Source organism: Streptomyces sp. NPDC048507 (genome assembly GCF_043199995.1).
Taxonomy (GTDB): Bacteria; Actinomycetota; Actinomycetes; order Streptomycetales; family Streptomycetaceae; genus Streptomyces.
Genome location: NZ_JBICWZ010000005.1, coordinates 144,990 through 165,199, shown reverse-complemented (window position 1 = coordinate 165,199; position 20,210 = coordinate 144,990). Strand labels below are relative to the sequence as shown.

The following is a 20,210-nucleotide window of genomic DNA, read 5'->3' as shown; positions in this document are numbered from 1 at the left end:
CGCGAAGCGCCCCCGCCCGCCGCGTTAGCCTGGAGTCCGCAGACTCCAGCCAGCGGAAACACAAGAGGGGCAGACGCAACACGTGCGCATCGCCAGGTTCTCGATCGACGGAAACGTCGCCTTCGGCGCGGTCGAGGGCGACGCCGCCCCCGGTGCCGGGTCGGAGCTCGTGCTCGACATCATCAAGGGCATCCCCTTCGCGGACTTCGAGCTCTCGGGCACGAAGGTCCCGCTGAGCAAGGTCCGGCTGCTGCCGCCGGTGCTCCCGAACAAGGTCGTGGCCGTGGGCCGCAACTACGCGGAGCACGCGGCGGAGCTCGGTAACGAGGTCCCGGACGCCCCCCTGACCTTCTTCAAGCCGTCCACCTCGGTGGTCGGCCCGGGCGACCCGATCACGTACCCCTCCTTCTCCCAGGACGTCCACCACGAGGCCGAGCTGGCCGTGGTCATCGGACGCATGTGCCGCGAGGTGCCGAAGGAGCGCGTCAAGGACGTGATCCTCGGCTACACCTGCGCCAACGACGTCACCGCGCGCGACGTCCAGCAGCGGGAGAAGCAGTGGGCCCGGGCCAAGGGCTTCGACAGCGCCTGCCCGCTCGGCCCCTGGATCGAGACCGACCTCGACCCCGCCGACCTGACCATCCAGTGCACCGTGAACGGCGAACAGCGCCAGCTCGGCCGCACCAGCGACATGGTCCGCTCGGTCGAGGACCTGATCGTGCACATCAGCGAGGCCATGACCCTGCTCCCGGGCGACGTCATCCTCACGGGGACCCCGGCCGGAGTCGGCCCCCTCAACGTCGGCGACGAGGTCGCCGTCACCATCGAAGGCATCGGCACTCTCACCAACAAGGTGATCAAGCGTGGCTAACGCGAACGTCCGCGTACGTTTCTGTCCCTCCCCGACCGGCAACCCCCACGTGGGCCTGGTCCGCACCGCCCTCTTCAACTGGGCGTTCGCCCGCCACCACGGCGGTACGTTCGTCTTCCGCATCGAGGACACCGACGCGGCGCGCGACTCCGAGGAGTCCTACGCCCAGCTGCTCGACTCGCTGCGCTGGCTCGGCTTCACCTGGGACGAGGGCCCCGAGGTGGGCGGCCCGCACGCCCCGTACCGCCAGTCCGAGCGCATGGACATCTACGCGGACGTCGCGCAGCGCCTGCGCGACGGCGGCTACGCGTACGACTGCTACTGCACGACCGAGGAGCTGGACGCCCGCCGCGCCGCCGCCCGCGCGGCCGGCAAGCCCTCCGGCTACGACGGCCACTGCCGTGAGCTGACCCAGGTGCAGCTGGAGGCCTACCGGGGCGAGCACCGCCCCTCGATCGTCCGCTTCCGGATGCCCGACGAGACGATCACCTTCACGGACCTGGTCCGCGGCGAGATCTCCGTCACCCCGGAGAACGTCTCCGACTTCGGCATCCTGCGGGCCAACGGCGCCCCGCTCTACACGCTCGTCAACCCGGTCGACGACGCGCTGATGGAGATCACGCACGTGCTGCGCGGCGAGGACCTGCTGTCCTCCACCCCGCGCCAGATCGCCCTCTACAAGGCGCTCATCGAGCTCGGCGTCGCCAAGGGCGTGCCCGAGTTCGGCCACCTGCCGTACGTCATGGGCGAGGGCAACAAGAAGCTCTCCAAGCGCGACCCGGAGTCCTCGCTCAACCTCTACCGCGAGCGCGGCTTCCTGCCCGAGGGCCTGCTGAACTACCTCTCGCTGCTGGGCTGGTCCTTCTCCAAGGACCAGGACATCTTCTCGATCGAGGAGATGGTCGCGAAGTTCGACATCCCGGACGTCAACGCGAACCCGGCCCGCTTCGACCTGAAGAAGGCCGAGGCGATCAACGCCGACCACATCCGGCAGCTGGACCCGAAGGCCTTCGCGGACGCCTGCGCCCCCTGGCTCACGGCCCCGCACGCCAACTGGGCGCCCGAGGACTTCGACGCCGAGGCCTGGGCGCGCATCGCCCCCCACGCCCAGACCCGTGTGACGGTGCTGTCCGACATCACGGCGAACGTGGACTTCCTCTTCCGCAAGGAGCCGGTCGAGGACCAGGCGTCCTGGGACAAGGCCATGAAGGGCGAGCCCGCGGCCCTGCTGACCACCGCCCGCGAGAACCTGGCCGGCGCCGACTGGTCGGACCCGGAGTCCCTCAAGCAGGCCGTCCTGACCGCGGGCGAGGCCCACGGCCTCAAGCTGGGCAAGGCGCAGGCCCCGGTCCGCGTCGCCGTCACCGGCCGCACGGTCGGCCTGCCGCTCTTCGAGTCCCTGGAGATCCTGGGCAAGGAGCGCTCGCTGGCGCGCATCGACGCGACGCTGGCGAAGCTCGCCGCCTGATCCGCACCCCGGGGAGGGGGCGGCGGCCGACCCGGCCGCCGCCCCCTCCGGCGTTTCCGGCGCCGGGACGCGGGCGGCGCGGTCGCCCGTTCCGTCACGGACTTCTCCGTCGTGCCCGCGCCCGGCGACGCGGCGGCGTAGGCTCGCCCGTATGCCGATCCGCGCCGTGCTGTGGGACATCGACGACACCCTGTTCGACTACACGGGTGCGGACGCGGCGGGCCTCGCCCGGCACCTCGTCGACGAGGGCCTGGGCGGGCGGTACGGCACCCCGGCGGAGGCCCTCGCCCTGTGGCGCCGCCTCACGGAGCTGAACTGGGCCCGGTTCGCCGCCGGCGAGGTCACCTTCCGGGGCCAGCGCCAGGACCGCGTACGGGACTTCCTCGACTCACCCGGCCTGACCGCCGAGCTGGCCGACGCCTGGTTCGACCGCTACGTCACGCACTACAAGGCCGCCTGGGCGCTCTTCCCGGACGTGGTCCCCGCCCTGGACGCGCTGGCCCACGGCTACCGGCACGGCGTGCTCACCAACTCATCGGCCGCCAACCAGGACCCCAAGCTCCGCCACCTCGGGCTGCGCGACCGCTTCGAAGTGCTGGTCTGCGCTGCCGAGCTGGGCGTCAGCAAGCCGGACGCCGCCGCCTTCCTGGCCGCCTGCGAGGCGCTCGGGCTGCCCCCGGGCGAGGTGGCGTACGTCGGCGACCAGCCCGAGATCGACGCCCGGGGCGCCCGCGACGCCGGGCTGCGGGCGGTCTGGCTCGACCGCGACGGCGGCCGCGGCCCGGGCCCGGCGGGCGTGCACCGGATCGCCGGACTGGAGCACCTGCCGGAGCTGCTGGCCACAGATACCCGTTTTGGAGCACGGTCAGGCATCCGGTAATGTTCTTTCTGCGCCGCCGGTGCGGGCCGAAAGGCCGGACACGGAGGCGCTAACCAAACGAAAGCCCCTCAAGGGGTTGAAGTTCGGTGGGCTATAGTGTAATTGGCAACACGAGGGTTTCTGGTTCCCTTATTCTAGGTTCGAGTCCTGGTAGCCCAGCGCAGTTCAGCAGTAACGCAGTGCTTGCCCCCGTTGTGTAGCGGCCTAGCACGCCGCCCTCTCAAGGCGGTAGCGCCGGTTCGAATCCGGTCGGGGGTACAGATCCTTCCCGTGAGATGTCCAGGGTCGCACCCAGACGTTTTGATGCAGGATCGCTAGGGCCCCCGTTGTGTAGCGGCCTAGCACGCCGCCCTCTCAAGGCGGTAGCGCCGGTTCGAATCCGGTCGGGGGTACGGTGTCTAGCTGGTCTAGACCTTTGGGCTATAGTGTAATTGGCAACACGAGGGTTTCTGGTTCCCTTATTCTAGGTTCGAGTCCTGGTAGCCCAGCGCAGTACCGCAGTAACAGCTAGCCCCCGTTGTGTAGCGGCCTAGCACGCCGCCCTCTCAAGGCGGTAGCGCCGGTTCGAATCCGGTCGGGGGTACGCACAGAAGAGGCCCTCCGCGATGATCGCGGAGGGCCTCTTCGCCGTTCCCGGCCCGGCCGGGGCGAACGGGGAGGGCCGGCGGCGACAAGTACGGGCCCGGAGGCGCGAGTCAGGACGTGTGCGGCGTCGTTCGCGCCCCCGGACCCGGGGGTGGTGGGAGGTCGGAGGTGAAGGCCTCAGCCGGAGCGGCGCAGGGCCTCCGTCAGGCGGGCGGCCGCGTCGATGACGGCCTGGGCGTGCATGCGCCCCGGGTGCCGGGTCAGGCGCTCGATCGGCCCGGAGACCGACACGGAGGCCACCACGCGGTTCGACGGCCCGCGCACCGGCGCCGATACGGAGGCCACGCCGGGCTCCCGCTCGCCGATCGACTGGGCCCAGCCCCGGCGGCGTACGCCGGACAGGGCCGTGGCGGTGAAGCGCGCGCCCTGCAGGCCGCGGTGGAGCCGCTCGGGCTCTTCCCAGGCCATCAGGATCTGCGCGGCCGAGCCGGCCTTCATCGGGAGCGTGGAGCCCACCGGGACCGTGTCCCGCAGGCCCGACAGCCGCTCGGCGGCCGCCACGCAGATGCGCATGTCTCCCTGACGGCGGTAGAGCTGCGCGCTCTCGCCCGTCACGTCGCGCAGGTGGGTGAGCACCGGTCCGGCCGTCGCCAGCAGGCGGTCCTCGCCGGCCGCGGCGGCAAGCTCTGCCAGCCGCGGACCGAGGATGAACCGGCCCTGCATGTCCCTCGCCACCATCCGGTGGTGTTCCAGTGCCACGGCGAGGCGATGTGCCGTGGGTCGTGCGAGCCCTGTCGCCGCGACCAGCCCGGCGAGGGTGGCCGGACCGGACTCCAGTGCGCTCAATACCAGAGCTGCCTTGTCGAGAACGCCGACGCCGCTAGAGTTGTCCATGAAACGATATTCGCGTCTCACACTGTGAAACGCAAGTTCAATTTTTCCAAGAACCAGCGAGTCTGTATGTGCGGGTCCACGAACCACTGGGTCCGAGCCGTCGTTCCGCACGTGGGGTAGCGGGCGATCAGGCGCTACAGATCTCTAATAAGCGCCGGCCCGACCGGCCGGCCGGAGGGAAAGCGATGGGTAGGACACTCGCGGAGAAGGTCTGGGACGACCATGTCGTCCGGCGCGCCGAGGGCGAGCCCGATCTCCTCTTCATTGATCTCCACCTGCTGCACGAGGTGACCAGCCCGCAGGCCTTCGAGGGCCTGCGTCAGGCCGGCCGCAAGGTCCGACGCCTCGACCTCACCATCGCGACCGAGGACCACAACACCCCCACCCTCGACATCGACAAGCCGATCGCGGACCCGGTCTCCCGGGCCCAGCTGGAGACGCTGCGCAAGAACTGCGCGGAGTTCGGTGTCCGCCTGCACTCCCTGGGCGACGTCGAGCAGGGCGTCGTCCACGTCGTGGGCCCCCAGCTGGGTCTGACCCAGCCCGGCACCACCGTGGTCTGCGGCGACTCGCACACCTCCACGCACGGCGCCTTCGGCGCGCTGGCCTTCGGCATCGGCACCAGCCAGGTCGAGCACGTGCTGGCCACCCAGACGCTCCCGCTGGCCCGCCCCAAGACGATGGCGATCACCGTCACCGGGTCGCTGGCCGAGGGCGTCACCGCCAAGGACCTGATCCTGGCGATCATCGCCAAGATCGGTACCGGCGGCGGCCAGGGCTACGTCCTGGAGTACCGCGGCGAGGCCGTCGAGAACCTCTCGATGGAAGCCCGCATGACCATCTGCAACATGTCGATCGAGGCCGGCGCCCGCGCGGGCATGATCGCCCCCGACCAGACCACCTTCGACTACCTCCAGGGCCGCGACCACGCCCCGGTCGGCGAGGACTGGGACGCGGCGGTCGCGTACTGGAAGACGCTGCACACCGACGAGGACGCGGTCTTCGACGCGGAGGTCGTCATCGACGGCGCCTCGCTGTCCCCGTTCGTCACCTGGGGCACCAACCCGGGCCAGGGCGCGCCGCTGTCGGCGAACGTCCCCGACCCGGCTTCGTACGAGGACGCTTCGGAGCGCCACGCCGCCGAAAAGGCCCTGGAGTACATGGGGTTGACCGCCGGCCAGGCACTGCGCGACATCCGTGTCGACACCGTCTTCGTAGGTTCCTGCACCAACGGCCGCATCGAGGACCTGCGGGCCGTCGCCGGCATCATCGAGGGCCGCAAAGTCGCCGACGGCGTACGGATGCTGGTCGTCCCGGGCTCCGTACGGGTGGCCCTGCAGGCCGTGGAAGAGGGCCTGGACAAGGTCTTCAAGGAGGCCGGCGCCGAATGGCGGCACGCGGGCTGCTCGATGTGCCTGGGCATGAACCCCGACCAACTGGCGCCGGGCGAGCGTTCCGCGTCCACCTCCAACCGCAACTTCGAGGGCCGGCAGGGCAAGGGCGGACGCACCCACCTGGTCTCCCCGCAGGTGGCCGCCGCCACCGCGGTGCTGGGCCATCTGGCCTCTCCCGCCGACCTGTCCGAAGCCCCCGTGAACGCCGGAGTCTGAGAACCATGGAAGCCTTCACCAAGCACACCGGCCGGGCCGTCCCGCTGCGCCGCAGCAACGTCGACACCGACCAGATCATCCCGGCCCACTGGCTGAAGAAGATCACCCGCGACGGGTTCGAGGACGGCCTCTTCGAGGCCTGGCGCAAGGACCCGGAGTTCGTGACGAACCGCCCCGAGCGGGCCGGCGCGACCGTACTGGTCGCCGGTCCCGACTTCGGCACCGGCTCCTCGCGCGAGCACGCCGTCTGGGCCCTGCAGAACTTCGGCTTCAAGACGGTCATCTCCGCCCGCTTCGCCGACATCTTCCGCGGCAACTCGCTGAAGAACGGTCTGCTGACCGTCGTCCTGCCGCAGGAGACGGTCGACCGGCTCTGGGCGCTGACCGAGGCCGACCCCACTGCCGAAATCACCGTCGACCTCGTGGACCGCAAGGTCCGAGCCGAAGGTGTCGAGGCGGAGTTCGAACTCGACGACAACGCCCGCTGGCGTCTCCTGGAGGGGCTGGACGACATCTCGCTCACCCTTCAGAACGAAGGGGACATCGACGCTTACGAAAGCACCCGTCCGTCCTTCAAGCCGCAGACGATTCGGGCGTGATTCCAGCCTGATCAGCGCTTATTCACCCCCGGGTGATCACATCGGCAACACTGTGCCCCCCGCCTTCCGGCGGGGGGCACAGCCGTATGTTGAGGCCCCGTGAGGCGACAACTCGCCCCAGATGGCACAATCTGTGCATGGAACGCGACAGTCAACTCGAGCTCTACGAACTCGTCGCGGACCGCCTGAAAGAAGCACACACACTGGTGCGCACACTGCAAGTCCCGGAGGGCGTAAGGATGGCGCTGTCCCGGAAGCTGTTGGTCGTCACTGCCGCGGCGAAGCACGATCTCGTCGATGCGGCAAGGCGCCTGGACAGGTTGATGAAGGACCTCGACGAGGGTCGATTCCCTGAAGGCGACTGATGCGAAGGAACTCCGTAACGGCCTACAACGTTGCGGCACTAGGGTGATTAGCCCGTTTCGTGTTTGATTTGCGGTATATATCCGCCTAACGTGCGAAATAAGCTTGAACACATTCGTTCTGGCGAAGTCTCCGAAGGGGAAGACGTGAACAAGGCGCAGCTCGTAGAAGCGATTGCCGACAAGGTTGGCGGCCGCCAGCAGGCCGCGGACGCTGTCGACGCGGTACTCGACGCGATCGTCCGCGCGGTCGTCGCGGGCGACCGGGTCTCGGTCACGGGCTTCGGCTCGTTCGAGAAGGTCGAGCGGCCGGCCCGGTACGCCCGTAACCCGCAGACGGGTGAGCGCGTCCGGGTCAAGAAGACCTCGGTTCCCCGCTTCCGCGCTGGTCAGGGCTTCAAGGACCTGGTCAGCGGCACCAAGAAGCTCCCCAAGGGCGGCGAGGTGTCCGTGAAGAAGGCGCCGAAGGGCAGCCTGTCGGGCGGTTCCGCGTCCGCGACGGTCAAGAAGGCCGCGGCCAAGAAGGCCACCACCGCCAAGAAGGCGGCGGCCAAGACCGCGGTCGCGAAGAAGGCCACGCCGGCCGCGAAGAAGACCGTGGCCAAGAAGGCCACCGCGACCGCCAAGAAGACGACCGCGGTCGCGAAGAAGGCGTCCACGGCCGCCAAGAAGACCACCGCCGTCAAGGCGACCACGGCGAAGAAGGCCACGGCCACCGCCAAGAAGACCGCCCCGGCGGCCAAGAAGGCCACCCCGGCGACCAAGGCGCCCGCCACGAAGAAGGCGACGGCGCGCAAGACCACCGCGAAGAAGACCACCGCCCGCAAGAAGTAAGGGGCACGAGTCACACACGCCGGGCCGGCTTCCCCCACGGGGGAAGCCGGCCCGCGGTGCGTTCCGCCGGGGCCGTCCGCCCCGCGTCGGCGCAGGTCAGAAGGTTTGCAGGGTCACCAGGGTGATGCGCAGGGCGGGGCCCTCGCCGTCCGTCTCGACGCGGACGCGCTGGCCGGGACGCAGCAGCAGCAGGCCGCCCGCGTCGAAGGCGGCGGCCTCGAAGGGCACCGGGGTGCCGTCGTCCAGCAGCACACTGCCGCTGCGGGTCCGGGAGTCGTACGTGTACGCGGTCGCCTGCATACGGGCACTGTATCGGGCCGTGTGCCGCCCCACGCCGAGGGAGAGGGCCGTGCGCAGGTCCGCCGCCGTGTCCACGTCCCGGCGCACGCTGTCGACGTCCGGCAGGGCGATTTCCACCGCCCCCGAGGCCGAATGGCGGGCCCGGGACGCGCCGCCGAACGCGGGTGCCAATTCCACGCCGGGGCCGGCGGAAAGCAGGGTCGTCCCGATTCCGGCCGCATCCGCCAGGAATGCCCGGGGAAATGCCGCGGCGCGGTCGAGCACGCGTAGCAATTCCGCCGGGCGCAGAGCGGGCAGATCCGCGTTGACGGCCGCGAGACGGGCCCCAGGACGGCCCGCGCGCACGGCCCGCGCGCCGTGGTCCAGCGCGGCGTTGAGGCCGCCCCCCGGGGAGTCGGGAAGGATCCGCGCCCCCAGTCCGGCGAGTTCCGCACCGGCCGCGCGGTCGTTCGTGACGACCACCACATCCACCACCGAAGCGCAGGCCAGCGCCCCCGCCACGGTGTCCTGGGCGAAGGCCAGCGCCAGCCCGGCGCGGGAGGTGCCGACGGCCGCCGCGAGACGGCTCTTGGCCAGCGCCAAGGGCTTCAGCGGCACGACGAGACTCCAGTCGGCGTTCGTGACGCACCCCTTCCCTCCGGTGCGCTCGCGCACCCGCCCCGGCCGTCGGCGGGCCGCGGCCCGGCCCCCGGTCGGCCCATTGTCGCCGCAGAGCGGCCGGAGGGAGCCCCGGCGGTGCGAGCGGGGCGTACGGTGTCCTCGACAGAGAACGGACCCGGGGCGACACTTGTCCGGCCCACAAGGTGCCCAAGCCACGCACCGGTCCTAGAGGAAGGTGTCCGAGTGTCCCGCCGCAGAATCGGCTTCTGGTACCGCCTGGCGGCGGTCATCGCAAAACCGCCGCTGGTAGTGCTCTTCAAGCGGGACTGGCGGGGAATGGAGCACATTCCGGCCGAGGGCGGATTTATCACCGCCGTCAATCACAACTCGTATCTGGACCCGCTCTCCTACGCGCACTTCCAGTACAACACCGGCCGGGTGCCCCGATTGCTCGCGAAGGCCGGCCTCTTCAAGGTGCCTTTCGTGGGGATGATCCTCCGCGGCTCCGGCCAGATCCCCGTCTACCGGGAGACCACCAACGCCCTGGACGCATTCCGGGCGGCCGTCGACGCCATCGAGCGCGGCGAATGCGTGGCCTTTTACCCGGAGGGAACGCTCACCCGCGATCCCGAGATGTGGCCGATGGCCGGGAAGAGCGGCGCCGCCCGCGTGGCACTGATCACCAGGGCCCCCGTCATTCCGGTGGCCCAGTGGGGCGCCAACCTGGCGATGCCGCCGTACGCCACCGAGAACAAGGTCCGGCTGTTCCCGCGCAAGACCCTCCAGGTCCTCGCGGGGCCGCCCGTCGACCTTTCGGCGTACTACGACCGGGAACCCACCCCGGAGGTCCTCAAGGGGGCCACCGAGGCCATCATGGCCGACATCACCAAGCTCCTGGAGGAGCTGCGCGGACAGAGTGCGCCCGCGCAGCCGTACGACCACCGCAAGGCCAGGGCGCAGCAGCGGCGCGACGCCGCGGGGAAGGGCGACAAGTGACACGTCCCGTGAAGGCGGCCGTCTTCGGAACCGGCTCCTGGGGCACGGCCTTCGGCATGGTGCTCGCCGACGCCGGCTGCGAGGTGACCCTGTGGGGCCGCCGCCGGGAACTCGCCGACGCCGTCAACAACGGCCGGACGAACCCCGACTACTTCCCCGGCGTCGAACTGCCCGCCGGCCTGCGGGCCACCACCGACGCGGCCGAGGCCGCCCGGGACGCCGACTTCGCCGTCCTGGCCATCCCCTCGCAGACCCTGCGCGACAACCTCGCCGCCTGGGCCCCCCTGCTGCCCGCCGACGCCGTGCTCGTCTCCCTGATGAAGGGCATCGAACTCGGCAGCGCCAAGCGGATGAGCGAGGTCATCGAAGAGGTGGCCAAGGTCCCCGCCGAGCGCGTCGCCGTCGTCACCGGCCCCAACCTGGCCCGCGAGATCGTGGACCGGCAGCCGGCGGCCTCCGTCGTCGCCTGTGTGGACGAGTCCGTGGCGCGGCGCCTCCAGGCCGCCTGCCACACCCCGTACTTCCGCCCGTACACGAGCACCGACGTCATCGGCTGCGAGCTCGGCGGCGCCGTCAAGAACGTCATCGGCCTCGCCGTCGGCATCGCGGACGGCATGGGCCTGGGGGACAACACCAAGGGCTCCCTCATCACCCGCGGCCTCGCCGAAGCCACCCGGCTGGGCCTGGCCATGGGCGCCGACCCGCTGACCTTCTCCGGTCTGGCGGGCCTCGGCGACCTCGTCGCCACCTGCTCCTCGCCGCTCTCCCGGAACCACACCTTCGGCACCAACCTGGGCCGCGGGATGACCCTGGAGGAGACCATCGCGGTCACCAAGCAGACCGCCGAGGGAGTCAAGTCCTGCCAGTCGGTGGCGGATCTGGCCGGCCGCTACGGGGTGGACATGCCGATCACCGACACGGTGGTCGACATCGTGCACCACGGCAAGCCGCCCCTGGTCGCGCTGAAGGAACTGATGGGGCGCAGTGCCAAACCGGAACGTCGCTGAGTCCTTTCCGGACGTCTGAGCGGGTACCCTCGTGGCGATATGAGCAGCGAGAACCTCCCCCAGACCCCTGAGCAGCAGGGCCGCAAGCCCCGCGTGGCCGTCGTGTTCGGCGGCCGCAGTTCGGAACACGCCATCTCGGTCGTCACGGCGGGCGCCGTGCTGCGCTCCATCGACCGTGCCAAGTACGAGGTGCTGCCCATCGGCATCACCACGGACGGCCGGTGGGCGCTGACCGCCGACGAGCCGGACCGCATGGCCATCGCGGACCGCGCGCTCCCGAACGTGGAGACCCTCGCGGAGTCCCCGGACGGCACGGTCGTGCTCTCCGTGGACCCCGCCAGCCGCGAGGTCGTCTACACCGAGCCGGGCGCCGTCCCCAAGGCACTGGGCGAGGTCGACGTCGTCTTCCCCGTGCTGCACGGCCCCTACGGCGAGGACGGCACCCTCCAGGGCCTCCTGGAGCTGTCCGGGATCCCGTACGTCGGTTCCGGCGTCCTGGCCTCGGCCGTCGGCCAGGACAAGGACTACATGAAGCGGGTGTTCACGTCCTTCGGGCTGAAGGTCGGCCCGTACGTGACCATCCGGCCCCGCGAGTGGGAGGGTGACCGGGCCGCCGCCACGGCGAAGATCCTGGACTTCGCCGGCGAACACGGCTGGCCGCTCTTCGTCAAGCCCGCCCGGGCCGGCTCCTCCATCGGCATCACCAAGGTCGAGGACGCCTCCGGCCTGGAGGCGGCCGTCCGCGAGGCCCGCCGCCACGACCCGAAGATCATCGTGGAGGCGCTGCTGCGCGGCCGCGAGATCGAGTGCGGCGTGCTGGAGTTCGAGGACGGTCCGCGGGCCAGCGTCCCGGCCGAGATCCCCCCGGTCTCCAGCCACGACTTCTACGACTTCGAGGCGAAGTACATCGACTCGGCGTCCGGACTCGTGCCGGCCCCGATGACCCCGGAGCAGACCGCGGAGGTGCAGCGGCTCGCGATCGAGGCCTTCGAGGCCGCGTCCTGCGAGGGACTGGTGCGCGCCGACTTCTTCCTCACCGAGGACGGCGAGTTCGTGATCAACGAGATCAACACGATGCCGGGCTTCACGCCGATCTCCATGTACCCGCGCATGTGGCAGGAGTCGGGCATCGAGTACCCGGAGCTGGTGGACCGCCTGATCCAGGCGGCCCTGCGCCGCTCCACCGGGCTGCGCTAGCCGCGCCCGGCCCCGTACAGCCGACCGCCCGCCGTCCGCCCCGCGAGGGGCGGCCGACGGGCGGCGGTGTGAGCGGGGCCGGACCGGAAGGACCGGTACCGGTTCCGTCCGAGGAGCAGTCCGAGGATCAGTACGAGGAGATGCCCACCGGCACCGCCCCGGCCACGGCGGCGGACAGACCGACCAGCATGCCCGCGTCCGTGGCATGCTCCTTGTCGACCCGGACCTCCGTGTACGCCAGCCGCGCCCCGGTGGTGAACCGGAAGCCGCCGTCGGACGTCTTCTCCAGCAGCCAGCCGACGCCGTTCACCTCGACGCCCTCCTGCTTCGGATCCGCCATCGCGGGGGGCTTGGGGATACCGCACCGCAGTACGATCGCCGAGCCGCCCCACGAGGCGGTCAGATCCGACTCCGGTTCGGTGGTGGTCCGCGCCAGACCGGCCACCGTCTCCGGGAGCCCGGCGTGCAGCTTCGCACAGAGCCCGGCGACGTCGGCCGGGGGAGCGGCCGGCGGCTCCACCCGGGCCCCGGAATCCCCCGGGGCGCAGCCCGCGAGGGCCAGCAGGGCCAGCAGGGCGGCTAGACGGAACGGCCGGCGGTGGAATGACATCACCGGCCAAGAGTAGACGGGGGCTACAGATGGACCACGGGGCAGGTCAAGGTGCGGGTGATGCCCTCCACCTGCTGGACCTTGGCGACCACCATGCGGCCGAGATCGTCGACCGTGTCGGCCTGGGCGCGCACGATCACGTCGTACGGGCCCGTCACGTCCTCGGCCTGGATCACCCCCGCGATCTTGCCGATGGACTCGGCGACCAAGGACGCCTTGCCCACCTCGGTCTGGATGAGGATGTACGCCTGTACCACGGAACCTCCAGGGCGGCCACGAGGATCATTTCCCCTAACCTTCGGATGGGCCCGGGAAGATCGGGCGGGCCCGGGGAAGAAGGGACGCCACGGTACCGCGTCGCCGTGCGCCGCGGGGAGACCCGCGGGCCCGGCGACGTGCGGGGCGGGGCGCACGGAGAGCTGAAGTTGACGTATCTGTTGACGGTACCCAGAGCTGTGACGGCTCGCGACCGCAAGCGGACCTGCCTAGAAGGGGCACAGCGATGAAGGGCACTGTGGGCGAGCTGGGGGAGTTCGGGCTCATTCGGGAGCTCACCTCACGGCTCACCACCACCCCGGCGGTCCGGCTCGGACCCGGCGACGACGCCGCGGTGGTGTCGGCCCCCGACCGGCGGGTCGTGGCGAGCACGGACATCCTGCTGGAGGGCCGGCACTTCCGGCGTGACTGGTCCACCGCCTACGACGTCGGCCGCAAGGCCGCCGCGCAGAACCTGGCCGACATCGCCGCCATGGGCGCGGTGCCGACCGCCCTCCTCCTCGGCCTCGTGGTCCCGGCGGAACTGCCGGTCACCTGGCCCACCGAGCTGATGGACGGCATCCGCGACGAGTGCCAGGTCGCGGGCGCGGCCGTGGTCGGCGGGGACGTCGTGCGCGGCGACACGATCACCGTAGCCATCACCGCCCTCGGCGACCTGCGCAACCACGAGCCGGTGCTGCGCTCCGGCGCCCGGCCCGGCGACGTCGTCGCGGTCACCGGATGGCTCGGCTGGTCCGCGGCCGGCTTCGCGGTGCTCTCGCGCGGCTTCCGCTCCCCGCGGGCCTTCGTCGAGGCGCACCGCCGCCCCGAGCCGCCCTACCACGCGGGCCCGGCGGCCGCCGGGCTCGGTGCCACCGCCATGACCGACGTCAGCGACGGTCTGATCGCCGACCTCGGACACATCGCCGAGGCCAGCAAGGTGCGGATCGACGTGCGCTCGGGGGCCGTGGACATCCCGACGCAGATGCACGACATCGGCCAGGCGGTCGGCGTGGACCCGCTCCAGTGGGTGCTCACCGGCGGCGAGGACCACGCCATCGTGGCCACCTTCCCGCCCGACGTGAAGCTCCCGGCCCGCTGGAAGGTCATCGGGGAGGTCCTCAACCGTTCCGCACTGCCCCAGGTGACCGTGGACGGTGCCCCCTGGACCAGCACCGGCGGCTGGGACCACTTCGGGGCCGACCCGGCCGACGAGGACGCCGCACGATGACCGCCGGGGCCCCCGCGCTGTGCCTGACCGTCGCCGGATCCGACTCCGGCGGCGGCGCGGGCATCCAGGCCGACCTCAAGACCATGATGGCGCTCGGGGTGCACGGCATGAGCGTGCTCACCGCCGTCACCGCGCAGAACTCCCTCGGCGTGCACGGCGTCTGGGAGCTGCCGCCCGAGGCCGTCACCGCCCAGTACCGGGCGGTGGCCGACGACATCGGGGTGGGGGCCGTCAAGACCGGCATGCTGTCCTCCGCAGCCCTGGTGGAGACCGTCGCCGGCCTGCTCGCCGCCACCGCGGCCCCGGCCGTGGTGGACCCCGTCGGGGTCTCCAAGCACGGGGACCCGCTGCTGGCCGCCTCCGCGCTGGACGCCGTACGCCGGGAGCTGCTGCCCCGCGCCACGGTGGCGACCCCGAACCTGGACGAGGTGACGCAGCTCACCGGGGTGGACGTCCGCGACGAGGACGGCATGCGACGGGCCGCCGACGCGATCCTCGGCTACGGGCCCCGGTGGGCGCTGATCAAGGGCGGCCACCTCGCCGCGCACGGCGACGAGGCCGTGGACCTGCTGACCGACGGCTCCGAGCAGCTGTGGCTGCGGGCCCCCCGGTACGACAACCGGCACACGCACGGCACCGGCTGCACCCTCGCCAGCGCCATCGCGGCGGGCCTGGCCAAGGGCCAGGCCGTACCGGAGGCGGTCACGGCGGCCAAGGAGTACGTCACGGGCGCCATCGCGGCCGGCTTCTCGCTCGGCGGCGGCATCGGCCCGGTCGACCACGCCTGGCGGCAGCGCTAGACCCGGCCCCCCGGGCTCACCGGGGAGCGTCCGGGCAAGGCAAAAGGCCGGTTCACCAGAGGTGAACCGGCCTTCTTGGCAACCGGAAGGGCTGCGCTTACGACGACGTAAGGCGTCAGCGCGAGACCTTGCCGGCCTTGATGCACGAGGTGCAGGCGTTGAGGCGCTTCGGCGTCCCATTGACCACGGCACGAACGCGCTGGATGTTCGGGTTCCAGCGACGCGAGGTGCGGCGGTGCGAGTGGGAGATGCTGTTGCCGAAGCTCGGCCCCTTGGCGCAAACGTCGCAGTTGGCAGCCACAGGTCACTCCAAAGACTTCAGATGCAATTACAGTGAAATCCGGCGCACCGGAATCAGAGATCTGAAGTGGCTTGCCGGACGAATGTCCCGACTCTCGCCGGGCAACCTGAGCAGCATACAACGACTGCTTCGGTCCAAGAAAACTACCACGACCGGACCCCCCTCCGCCCCGGGGTCCCGAGCCGCGGGCCCGCCTTCGTTACCCTGCGGTGAACCCTGGCCCGCACAAGGAGGAACGCCCGGTGGCGCACGAGCCTGGCCCGCACACCCTCGACGCCGAAGCGGTGCGCACCTGGAGCTCGCTGGCCCTGGCCGCACTGGGCCGGGCCCGCGAGGACATCGACGCGATCAACGTCTATCCGGTCGCGGACGCCGACACCGGCACCAACCTCTACCTGACCGCGGAATCCGCCGACCGGGCCCTGGCCGCGGCCTTCGGGGAAGGCCGCGAGGAGCCCGCCGGCGTGACCGAAGGCACACCCGCCGCCCCGGCCCCCACCCTCTCCGACGCCGTACGGGCCTACGCGCACGGCGCCCTGATAGGCGCCCGCGGCAACTCCGGGACGATCCTCGCCCAGCTGCTGCGCGGGGTCGCCGACGTCCTGGGCGCCGAGCCCGCGGGCCGGGCGGCCGGCCCGCTGCTGGCGCAGGCCCTGACCCGGGCCGCCGAGGAGGCCTACCGGGCCGTCGCGCACCCGGTCGAGGGCACCATGCTCACCGTCGCCGGCGCCGCCGCCCGGGCCGGAGCGGCCGCCGGGGCCGTCGCAACCGTCGCCGAGAGCGCCGCGGCGACCGCCGCCGACGTCGCCCGGGCCGCCTACGACGGGGCCCGGGCGGCCCTCGCCGAGACCCCGGGGCAGCTGGCCGCGCTGGGCCGGGCCGGGGTGGTCGACGCGGGGGGCTGCGGGCTGGTCGCCGTACTCGGGGCCCTGTGGCAGGCGCTGTCCGGGCAGGAACCCGCCGCCGAGCCGGTCCGCGGCCGGGCCGTGTCCGTACCGCCGTCGCCGCGGCCCTGCGCGCAGGAGCAGGACGGGCCCGCGTACGAGGTGATCTACCTGCTGGAGGCCGGCGAGGGGGCGGTGGGCGAGCTGCGCGCGCGCCTCGACGGGCTCGGCGACTCCCTGGTGGTGGTCGGCGGCGACGGGCTGTGGAACGTCCACGTGCACGTCGACGACCCGGGCGCCGCCGTCGAGGCGGGGGTCGTCGCGGGCCGGCCGTACCGGATCCGCATCACCCACTTCGGCGACGAGCGCCGCCGCGCGACGGCCCCGCGCGTCCAGCGGGCCGTGGTCGCCGTGGTCCAGGGCGAGGGGCTGGCCGGGCTCTGCGCGGAGGCCGGCGCCACCGCCGTGCCGGCCCGCCCCCAAGAGCCGCCCTCCGTCCCCGAACTGCTCGACGCGATCCGCCGGGCGCACGCCCGCGAGGTGGTCCTGCTGCCCGGCGCCGCCGAACTGCGCGCGGCCGCCGCGGCCGCCGCCGAACAGGCCCGCGCCGACGGCGTACGGGTGGCCGTCATCCCCACCCGCTCCGCGGTACAGGGCCTGGCCGCCCTCGCCGTGCACGACCCCGACGGCAGCTTCGACGAGGACGTCGTCGCCATGACCGCGGCCGCCGGCGCCACCCGCTACGGGGAACTCGCCGTCGCCGAACGGCAGTCCTTCACCTCCGCCGGCATCTGCCAGGCCGGGGACGTGCTCGGACTCATCGACGGGGACGTCGCCGTCATCGGCCGCGGCCTGCCCGAGACCGCCGAGGCCGTCCTGGCGCGGATGCTCGGCTCCGGCGGCGAACTGGTCACCCTCGTCCTGGGACCCGAGGTGCCCGACGCCCTCGCCGCGCGCCTGGAGGCGTACGTCCAGCACGCGCACCTCGCCGTCGACACCGTCACCTACCGGGGCGGGCGGCATTCGGCGCCGCTCCTGATCGGGGTCGAATAAGGGTCGGACGGCGGGCTTGTCAGCGCGATGGTGTGCAATGGAACACGTGCCCGCGCTCGACGAAGACCTCAAGAAGACCCTCGGCCCCGCCACCGCCAAGGTGCTGGCCGAGCAGCTCGGCCTGCACACGGCCCTGGACCTGCTCCACCACTACCCCCGGCGGTACGCCGAGCGCGGCGAGCTGACTCCGCTGGCCGAGCTCGCCGACCAGCTCGACGAACACGTCACCGTCGTCGCCCAGGTCGCCGACGCCCGCGTGCTGACCTTCAACGGCGGCCGCGGCAAACGCCTCGAAGTCACCATCACCGACGGCAGCGGCCGCCTCCAGCTGGTCTTCTTCGGCGCCGGCGTCCACAAACCGCACAAGGACCTGCTGCCCGGCACCCGCGCGATGTTCGCGGGCAAGGTCGGCATGTTCAACCGCAAGCTCCAGCTCTCCCACCCCGCCTACGAACCGCTCGGCGCGGACGCCTCCGACCGGGACGCGGCGACCGCGTTCGCGAGCCAGCTGATCCCGATCTACCCGGCCTGCGCGAAGCTGGAGTCCTGGAAGATCACCAAATGCGTCGACGCCGTCCTGCCCGGGGTCCAGGAGGCCGTCGACCCCCTGCCGCCCGCCCTGCGCGAGGGCCGCGGACTGGTCCCGCTCACCGAAGCCCTCCTCAAGATCCACCGACCCGCCACCAAGGCCGACATCGAGGATGCCCGCCAACGCCTCAAGTGGGACGAGGCCTTCGTCCTCCAGGTCGCCCTCGCCCGCCGCCGGCACGCCGACTCCCAGCTCCCGGCCGTCCCGCGCCGCCCCGCCCCCGGCGGCCTGCTGGACTCCTTCGACGCCACCCTGCCCTTCACCCTCACCGACGGCCAGCGCAACGTCTCGAAGGAGATCTTCGACGACCTCGCCACCAGCCACCCCATGCACCGCCTCCTGCAGGGCGAAGTCGGCAGCGGCAAGACCATGGTCGCCCTGCGGGCCATGCTCGCCGTGGTCGACAGCGGCGGACAGGCCGCGATGCTCGCGCCCACCGAAGTGCTCGCCCAGCAGCACCACCGGTCCATCACCGAGATGATGGGCGAGCTCGCCGAGGGCGGCCTGCTCGGCGGCTCCGAGCTGGGCACCAAGGTGGTGCTGCTCACCGGCTCCATGGGCGTGCCCGCCCGCCGTCAGGCCCTGCTCGACCTGGTCACCGGCGAGGCCGGCCTCGTCATCGGCACGCACGCGCTGATCGAGGACAAGGTCCGCTTCCACGACCTCGGCCTCGTCGTCGTCGACGAACAGCACCGCTTCGGCGTCGAACAGCGCGACGCCCTGCGCTCCAAGGGCAAGCAGCCCCCGCACCTGCTGGTCATGACGGCGACCCCGATCCCGCGCACCGTCGCGATGACCGTCTTCGGCGACCTGGAGACCTCCGTCCTCGACCAGCTCCCGGCCGGCCGCTCCCCGATCGCCACCCACGTCGTGCCCGCCAAGGACAAGCCCCACTTCCTCACCCGGGCCTGGGAACGCGTCCGCGAGGAGGTCGGCAACGGCCACCAGGCGTACGTGGTCTGCCCCCGGATCGGAGACGGCGAGGACGAGCCCAAGAAGAAGAAGGCCGCGGAGGAGGAGGACGGCAAGCGGCCCCCGCTCGCCGTCCTGGAGATCGCCGAACAACTGGCGCGGGGCCCCCTCGCCGGGCTGCGCGTCGAGGTCCTGCACGGGCGGATGGACCCCGCCGACAAGGACGACGTCATGCGCCGCTTCGCGGCCGGCGAGGTCCAGGTGCTGGTCGCCACCACGGTCATCGAGGTCGGCGTGAACGTCCCCAACTCCACGGTCATGGTGATCATGGACGCGGACCGCTTCGGCGTCTCCCAGCTGCACCAGCTACGCGGCCGCGTCGGCCGCGGTTCCGCGCCGGGCCTGTGCCTGCTGGTCAGCGAGATGCACGAGGCCAGCCCCGCCCGCGCCCGGCTCGCCGCCGTCGCCGCCACCCTCGACGGCTTCGAGCTCTCCCGGATCGACCTCGAACAGCGCCGCGAGGGCGACGTCCTCGGCCAGGCACAGTCGGGCGTGCGCTCCTCGCTGCGCATGCTCGCCGTCATCGAGGACGAGGAGGTCATCGCGCAGGCCCGGGAGGAAGCCACCCGCGTGGTCGGCGCCGACCCCGAACTGGAGCACCTCCCCGGCCTGCGCACCGCGCTGGACGCCCTCCTGGACACCGAACGGGAGCGGTACCTGGAGAAGGGCTGACAATGGGGGTGCCCGTTGCACGACCCCCCGGACACCGAAGGACCCCAGATGACCCGCGTGATCGCCGGCACCGCCGGCGGCCGGCGGCTGACCGTGCCGCCCGGCACCGGCACCCGCCCGACCTCCGACCGGATGCGCGAAGGGCTCTTCTCCAGCTGGGAGTCGCTGCACGGCGTGCAGGGCTCGCGGGTCCTCGACCTCTACGGCGGCTCCGGAGCGGTGGGTCTCGAAGCCCTCTCCCGGGGCGCGGCCCACGCCCTGCTGGTCGAGGCCGACGCCAAGGCGGCCAAGGCCATCCGGGACAACATCAAGACCCTGGGCCTGCCCGGCGCCGAATTCCGGGCGGGCAAGGCCGAGCAGGTGGTGGCGGCCGCCGCGCAGGCAGCCCCGTACGACGTGGTCTTCCTGGACCCGCCCTACGCCGTCGAGCACGCCGAACTGGGGGAGATCCTCCTCACACTCCGCGCCAATGGCTGGCTCACGGGCGATGCGCTCGTCACCGTGGAACGCAGCACGAGGAGCGGGGCGTTCCCCTGGCCCGAGGGCTTCGAGGCGCTCCGGTCCCGGAAGTACGGCGAAGGCACGCTTTGGTACGGTCGCGCCGCCTTCACCAGCGAAGATTCATGATGCCCGCACCGGG

Annotated in this window: 19 protein-coding genes, 5 tRNA genes and 1 pseudogene; 20 read left to right on the top strand and 5 right to left on the bottom strand. The window is 71.8% G+C overall.

The genetic code is table 11. The features are described from left to right. Positions 1–82 precede the first annotated feature (82 nt). The 8 genes from ACGFXC_RS16770 to ACGFXC_RS16735 all read left to right on the top strand — a co-directional run bounded on the left by ACGFXC_RS16770 (position 83) and on the right by ACGFXC_RS16735 (position 3,802). The gene (locus tag ACGFXC_RS16770; RefSeq protein ID WP_393713401.1) at positions 83–871 is read left to right on the top strand and encodes a fumarylacetoacetate hydrolase family protein; all 789 of its coding nucleotides are present in this window, start codon (positions 83–85) and stop codon (positions 869–871) included. Further along, positions 864–2,339, top strand: coding sequence for a glutamate--tRNA ligase (gene gltX, locus ACGFXC_RS16765; RefSeq protein WP_393713399.1), 1,476 nt, complete (start codon positions 864–866; stop codon positions 2,337–2,339). The genes ACGFXC_RS16770 and gltX overlap by 8 nt, the downstream gene beginning before the upstream one ends. A 151-nt stretch (positions 2,340–2,490) precedes the next feature. Next, positions 2,491–3,219, top strand: coding sequence for an HAD family hydrolase (locus ACGFXC_RS16760; RefSeq protein WP_393713397.1), 729 nt, complete (start codon positions 2,491–2,493; stop codon positions 3,217–3,219). Between the two features lie 87 nt (positions 3,220–3,306). Continuing rightward, positions 3,307–3,378, top strand: a tRNA-Gln gene (locus ACGFXC_RS16755). 26 nt (positions 3,379–3,404) lie between these two features. Next, positions 3,405–3,477: transfer RNA gene (locus ACGFXC_RS16750), tRNA-Glu, on the top strand. 61 nt (positions 3,478–3,538) lie between these two features. Continuing rightward, positions 3,539–3,611: transfer RNA gene (locus ACGFXC_RS16745), tRNA-Glu, on the top strand. Positions 3,612–3,635: 24 nt separating this feature from the next. Next, a tRNA-Gln gene (locus ACGFXC_RS16740) sits at positions 3,636–3,707 on the top strand. A gap of 22 nt (positions 3,708–3,729) precedes the next feature. Then, positions 3,730–3,802: transfer RNA gene (locus tag ACGFXC_RS16735), tRNA-Glu, on the top strand. 179 nt (positions 3,803–3,981) lie between these two features. Here the strand turns inward: ACGFXC_RS16735 and ndgR are convergent. Next, on the bottom strand, positions 3,982–4,698 hold the full coding sequence (gene ndgR, locus ACGFXC_RS16730) for an IclR family transcriptional regulator NdgR (RefSeq protein ID WP_007266782.1): 717 nt from the start codon (positions 4,696–4,698) through the stop codon (positions 3,982–3,984). A 185-nt stretch (positions 4,699–4,883) separates the two neighbouring features. Here ndgR and leuC point away from each other — a divergent pair, with 185 nt between their 5' ends. The 4 genes from leuC to ACGFXC_RS16710 all read left to right on the top strand — a co-directional run bounded on the left by leuC (position 4,884) and on the right by ACGFXC_RS16710 (position 8,103). Further along, entirely contained in the window at positions 4,884–6,308 is a 1,425-nt protein-coding gene (leuC, locus tag ACGFXC_RS16725; protein WP_393713395.1) for a 3-isopropylmalate dehydratase large subunit, read from the top strand. Positions 6,309–6,313: 5 nt separating this feature from the next. Then, complete coding sequence (leuD, locus tag ACGFXC_RS16720) at positions 6,314–6,907, top strand: 3-isopropylmalate dehydratase small subunit (RefSeq protein ID WP_393713393.1); 594 nt, start codon at positions 6,314–6,316, stop codon at positions 6,905–6,907. 137 nt (positions 6,908–7,044) lie between these two features. Continuing rightward, positions 7,045–7,272: a hypothetical protein gene (locus ACGFXC_RS16715; RefSeq protein WP_393713391.1), complete on the top strand. Its 228-nt coding sequence runs from the start codon at positions 7,045–7,047 to the stop codon at positions 7,270–7,272. A 144-nt stretch (positions 7,273–7,416) separates the two neighbouring features. Beyond that, complete coding sequence (locus ACGFXC_RS16710) at positions 7,417–8,103, top strand: HU family DNA-binding protein (RefSeq protein WP_393713389.1); 687 nt, start codon at positions 7,417–7,419, stop codon at positions 8,101–8,103. A gap of 315 nt (positions 8,104–8,418) precedes the next feature. On the opposite strand, the pseudogene cofC reads toward ACGFXC_RS16710, so the two are convergent. Continuing rightward, positions 8,419–9,057 (bottom strand): annotated as a pseudogene (gene cofC / locus ACGFXC_RS16705) (2-phospho-L-lactate guanylyltransferase); the annotation flags it as partial. A gap of 189 nt (positions 9,058–9,246) precedes the next feature. Here cofC and ACGFXC_RS16700 point away from each other — a divergent pair. From ACGFXC_RS16700 to ACGFXC_RS16690, 3 genes are read left to right on the top strand one after another with little or no spacing between them, the layout of a single operon-like run. Then, positions 9,247–9,999 (top strand): lysophospholipid acyltransferase family protein, encoded by a 753-nt coding sequence (locus ACGFXC_RS16700; RefSeq protein ID WP_393713387.1) that lies wholly within the window; start codon positions 9,247–9,249, stop codon positions 9,997–9,999. Beyond that, positions 9,996–11,006 carry an NAD(P)H-dependent glycerol-3-phosphate dehydrogenase gene (locus ACGFXC_RS16695; protein WP_393713385.1) on the top strand — a complete coding sequence of 337 codons (1,011 nt, stop codon included), beginning with the start codon at positions 9,996–9,998 and terminating at the stop codon, positions 11,004–11,006. Before ACGFXC_RS16700 ends, ACGFXC_RS16695 begins: the two co-directional genes overlap by 4 nt. Before the next feature lie 39 nt (positions 11,007–11,045). Then, positions 11,046–12,203, top strand: a complete 1,158-nt coding sequence (locus ACGFXC_RS16690; protein ID WP_393713383.1) for a D-alanine--D-alanine ligase family protein — start codon at positions 11,046–11,048, stop codon at positions 12,201–12,203. Between the two features lie 127 nt (positions 12,204–12,330). On the opposite strand, the gene ACGFXC_RS16685 is transcribed toward ACGFXC_RS16690, so the two are convergent. Next, a complete protein-coding gene (locus ACGFXC_RS16685; protein WP_393713381.1) occupies positions 12,331–12,813 on the bottom strand; it encodes a DUF3515 family protein in 483 nt (160 codons plus the stop codon). A 23-nt stretch (positions 12,814–12,836) separates the two neighbouring features. Then, positions 12,837–13,070, bottom strand: a complete 234-nt coding sequence (locus tag ACGFXC_RS16680; RefSeq protein WP_266573747.1) for an Lrp/AsnC ligand binding domain-containing protein — start codon at positions 13,068–13,070, stop codon at positions 12,837–12,839. A gap of 245 nt (positions 13,071–13,315) precedes the next feature. Between ACGFXC_RS16680 and ACGFXC_RS16675 the strand changes: the two genes are divergently transcribed. Together ACGFXC_RS16675 and thiD are read left to right on the top strand one after the other, a co-directional pair. Further along, the gene (locus tag ACGFXC_RS16675; RefSeq protein ID WP_351829758.1) at positions 13,316–14,299 is read left to right on the top strand and encodes a thiamine-phosphate kinase; all 984 of its coding nucleotides are present in this window, start codon (positions 13,316–13,318) and stop codon (positions 14,297–14,299) included. Next, a complete protein-coding gene (gene thiD / locus ACGFXC_RS16670; RefSeq protein ID WP_393713379.1) occupies positions 14,296–15,099 on the top strand; it encodes a bifunctional hydroxymethylpyrimidine kinase/phosphomethylpyrimidine kinase in 804 nt (267 codons plus the stop codon). Before ACGFXC_RS16675 ends, thiD begins: the two co-directional genes overlap by 4 nt. A gap of 115 nt (positions 15,100–15,214) precedes the next feature. Here the strand turns inward: thiD and rpmB are convergent, their stop codons facing one another. Continuing rightward, a complete protein-coding gene (rpmB, locus tag ACGFXC_RS16665; protein ID WP_073911113.1) occupies positions 15,215–15,400 on the bottom strand; it encodes a 50S ribosomal protein L28 in 186 nt (61 codons plus the stop codon). A gap of 242 nt (positions 15,401–15,642) precedes the next feature. Here rpmB and ACGFXC_RS16660 point away from each other — a divergent pair, with 242 nt between their 5' ends. From ACGFXC_RS16660 to rsmD, 3 genes are read left to right on the top strand one after another with little or no spacing between them, the layout of a single operon-like run. Further along, a complete protein-coding gene (locus ACGFXC_RS16660) occupies positions 15,643–17,337 on the top strand; it encodes a DAK2 domain-containing protein (RefSeq protein ID WP_393713377.1) in 1,695 nt (564 codons plus the stop codon). Positions 17,338–17,374: 37 nt separating this feature from the next. Next, positions 17,375–19,570 (top strand): ATP-dependent DNA helicase RecG, encoded by a 2,196-nt coding sequence (gene recG / locus ACGFXC_RS16655; RefSeq protein WP_393713375.1) that lies wholly within the window; start codon positions 17,375–17,377, stop codon positions 19,568–19,570. A 48-nt stretch (positions 19,571–19,618) separates the two neighbouring features. Beyond that, a complete protein-coding gene (gene rsmD, locus ACGFXC_RS16650) occupies positions 19,619–20,197 on the top strand; it encodes a 16S rRNA (guanine(966)-N(2))-methyltransferase RsmD (RefSeq protein WP_393713373.1) in 579 nt (192 codons plus the stop codon). The last annotated feature ends 13 nt before the right edge of the window (positions 20,198–20,210 follow it).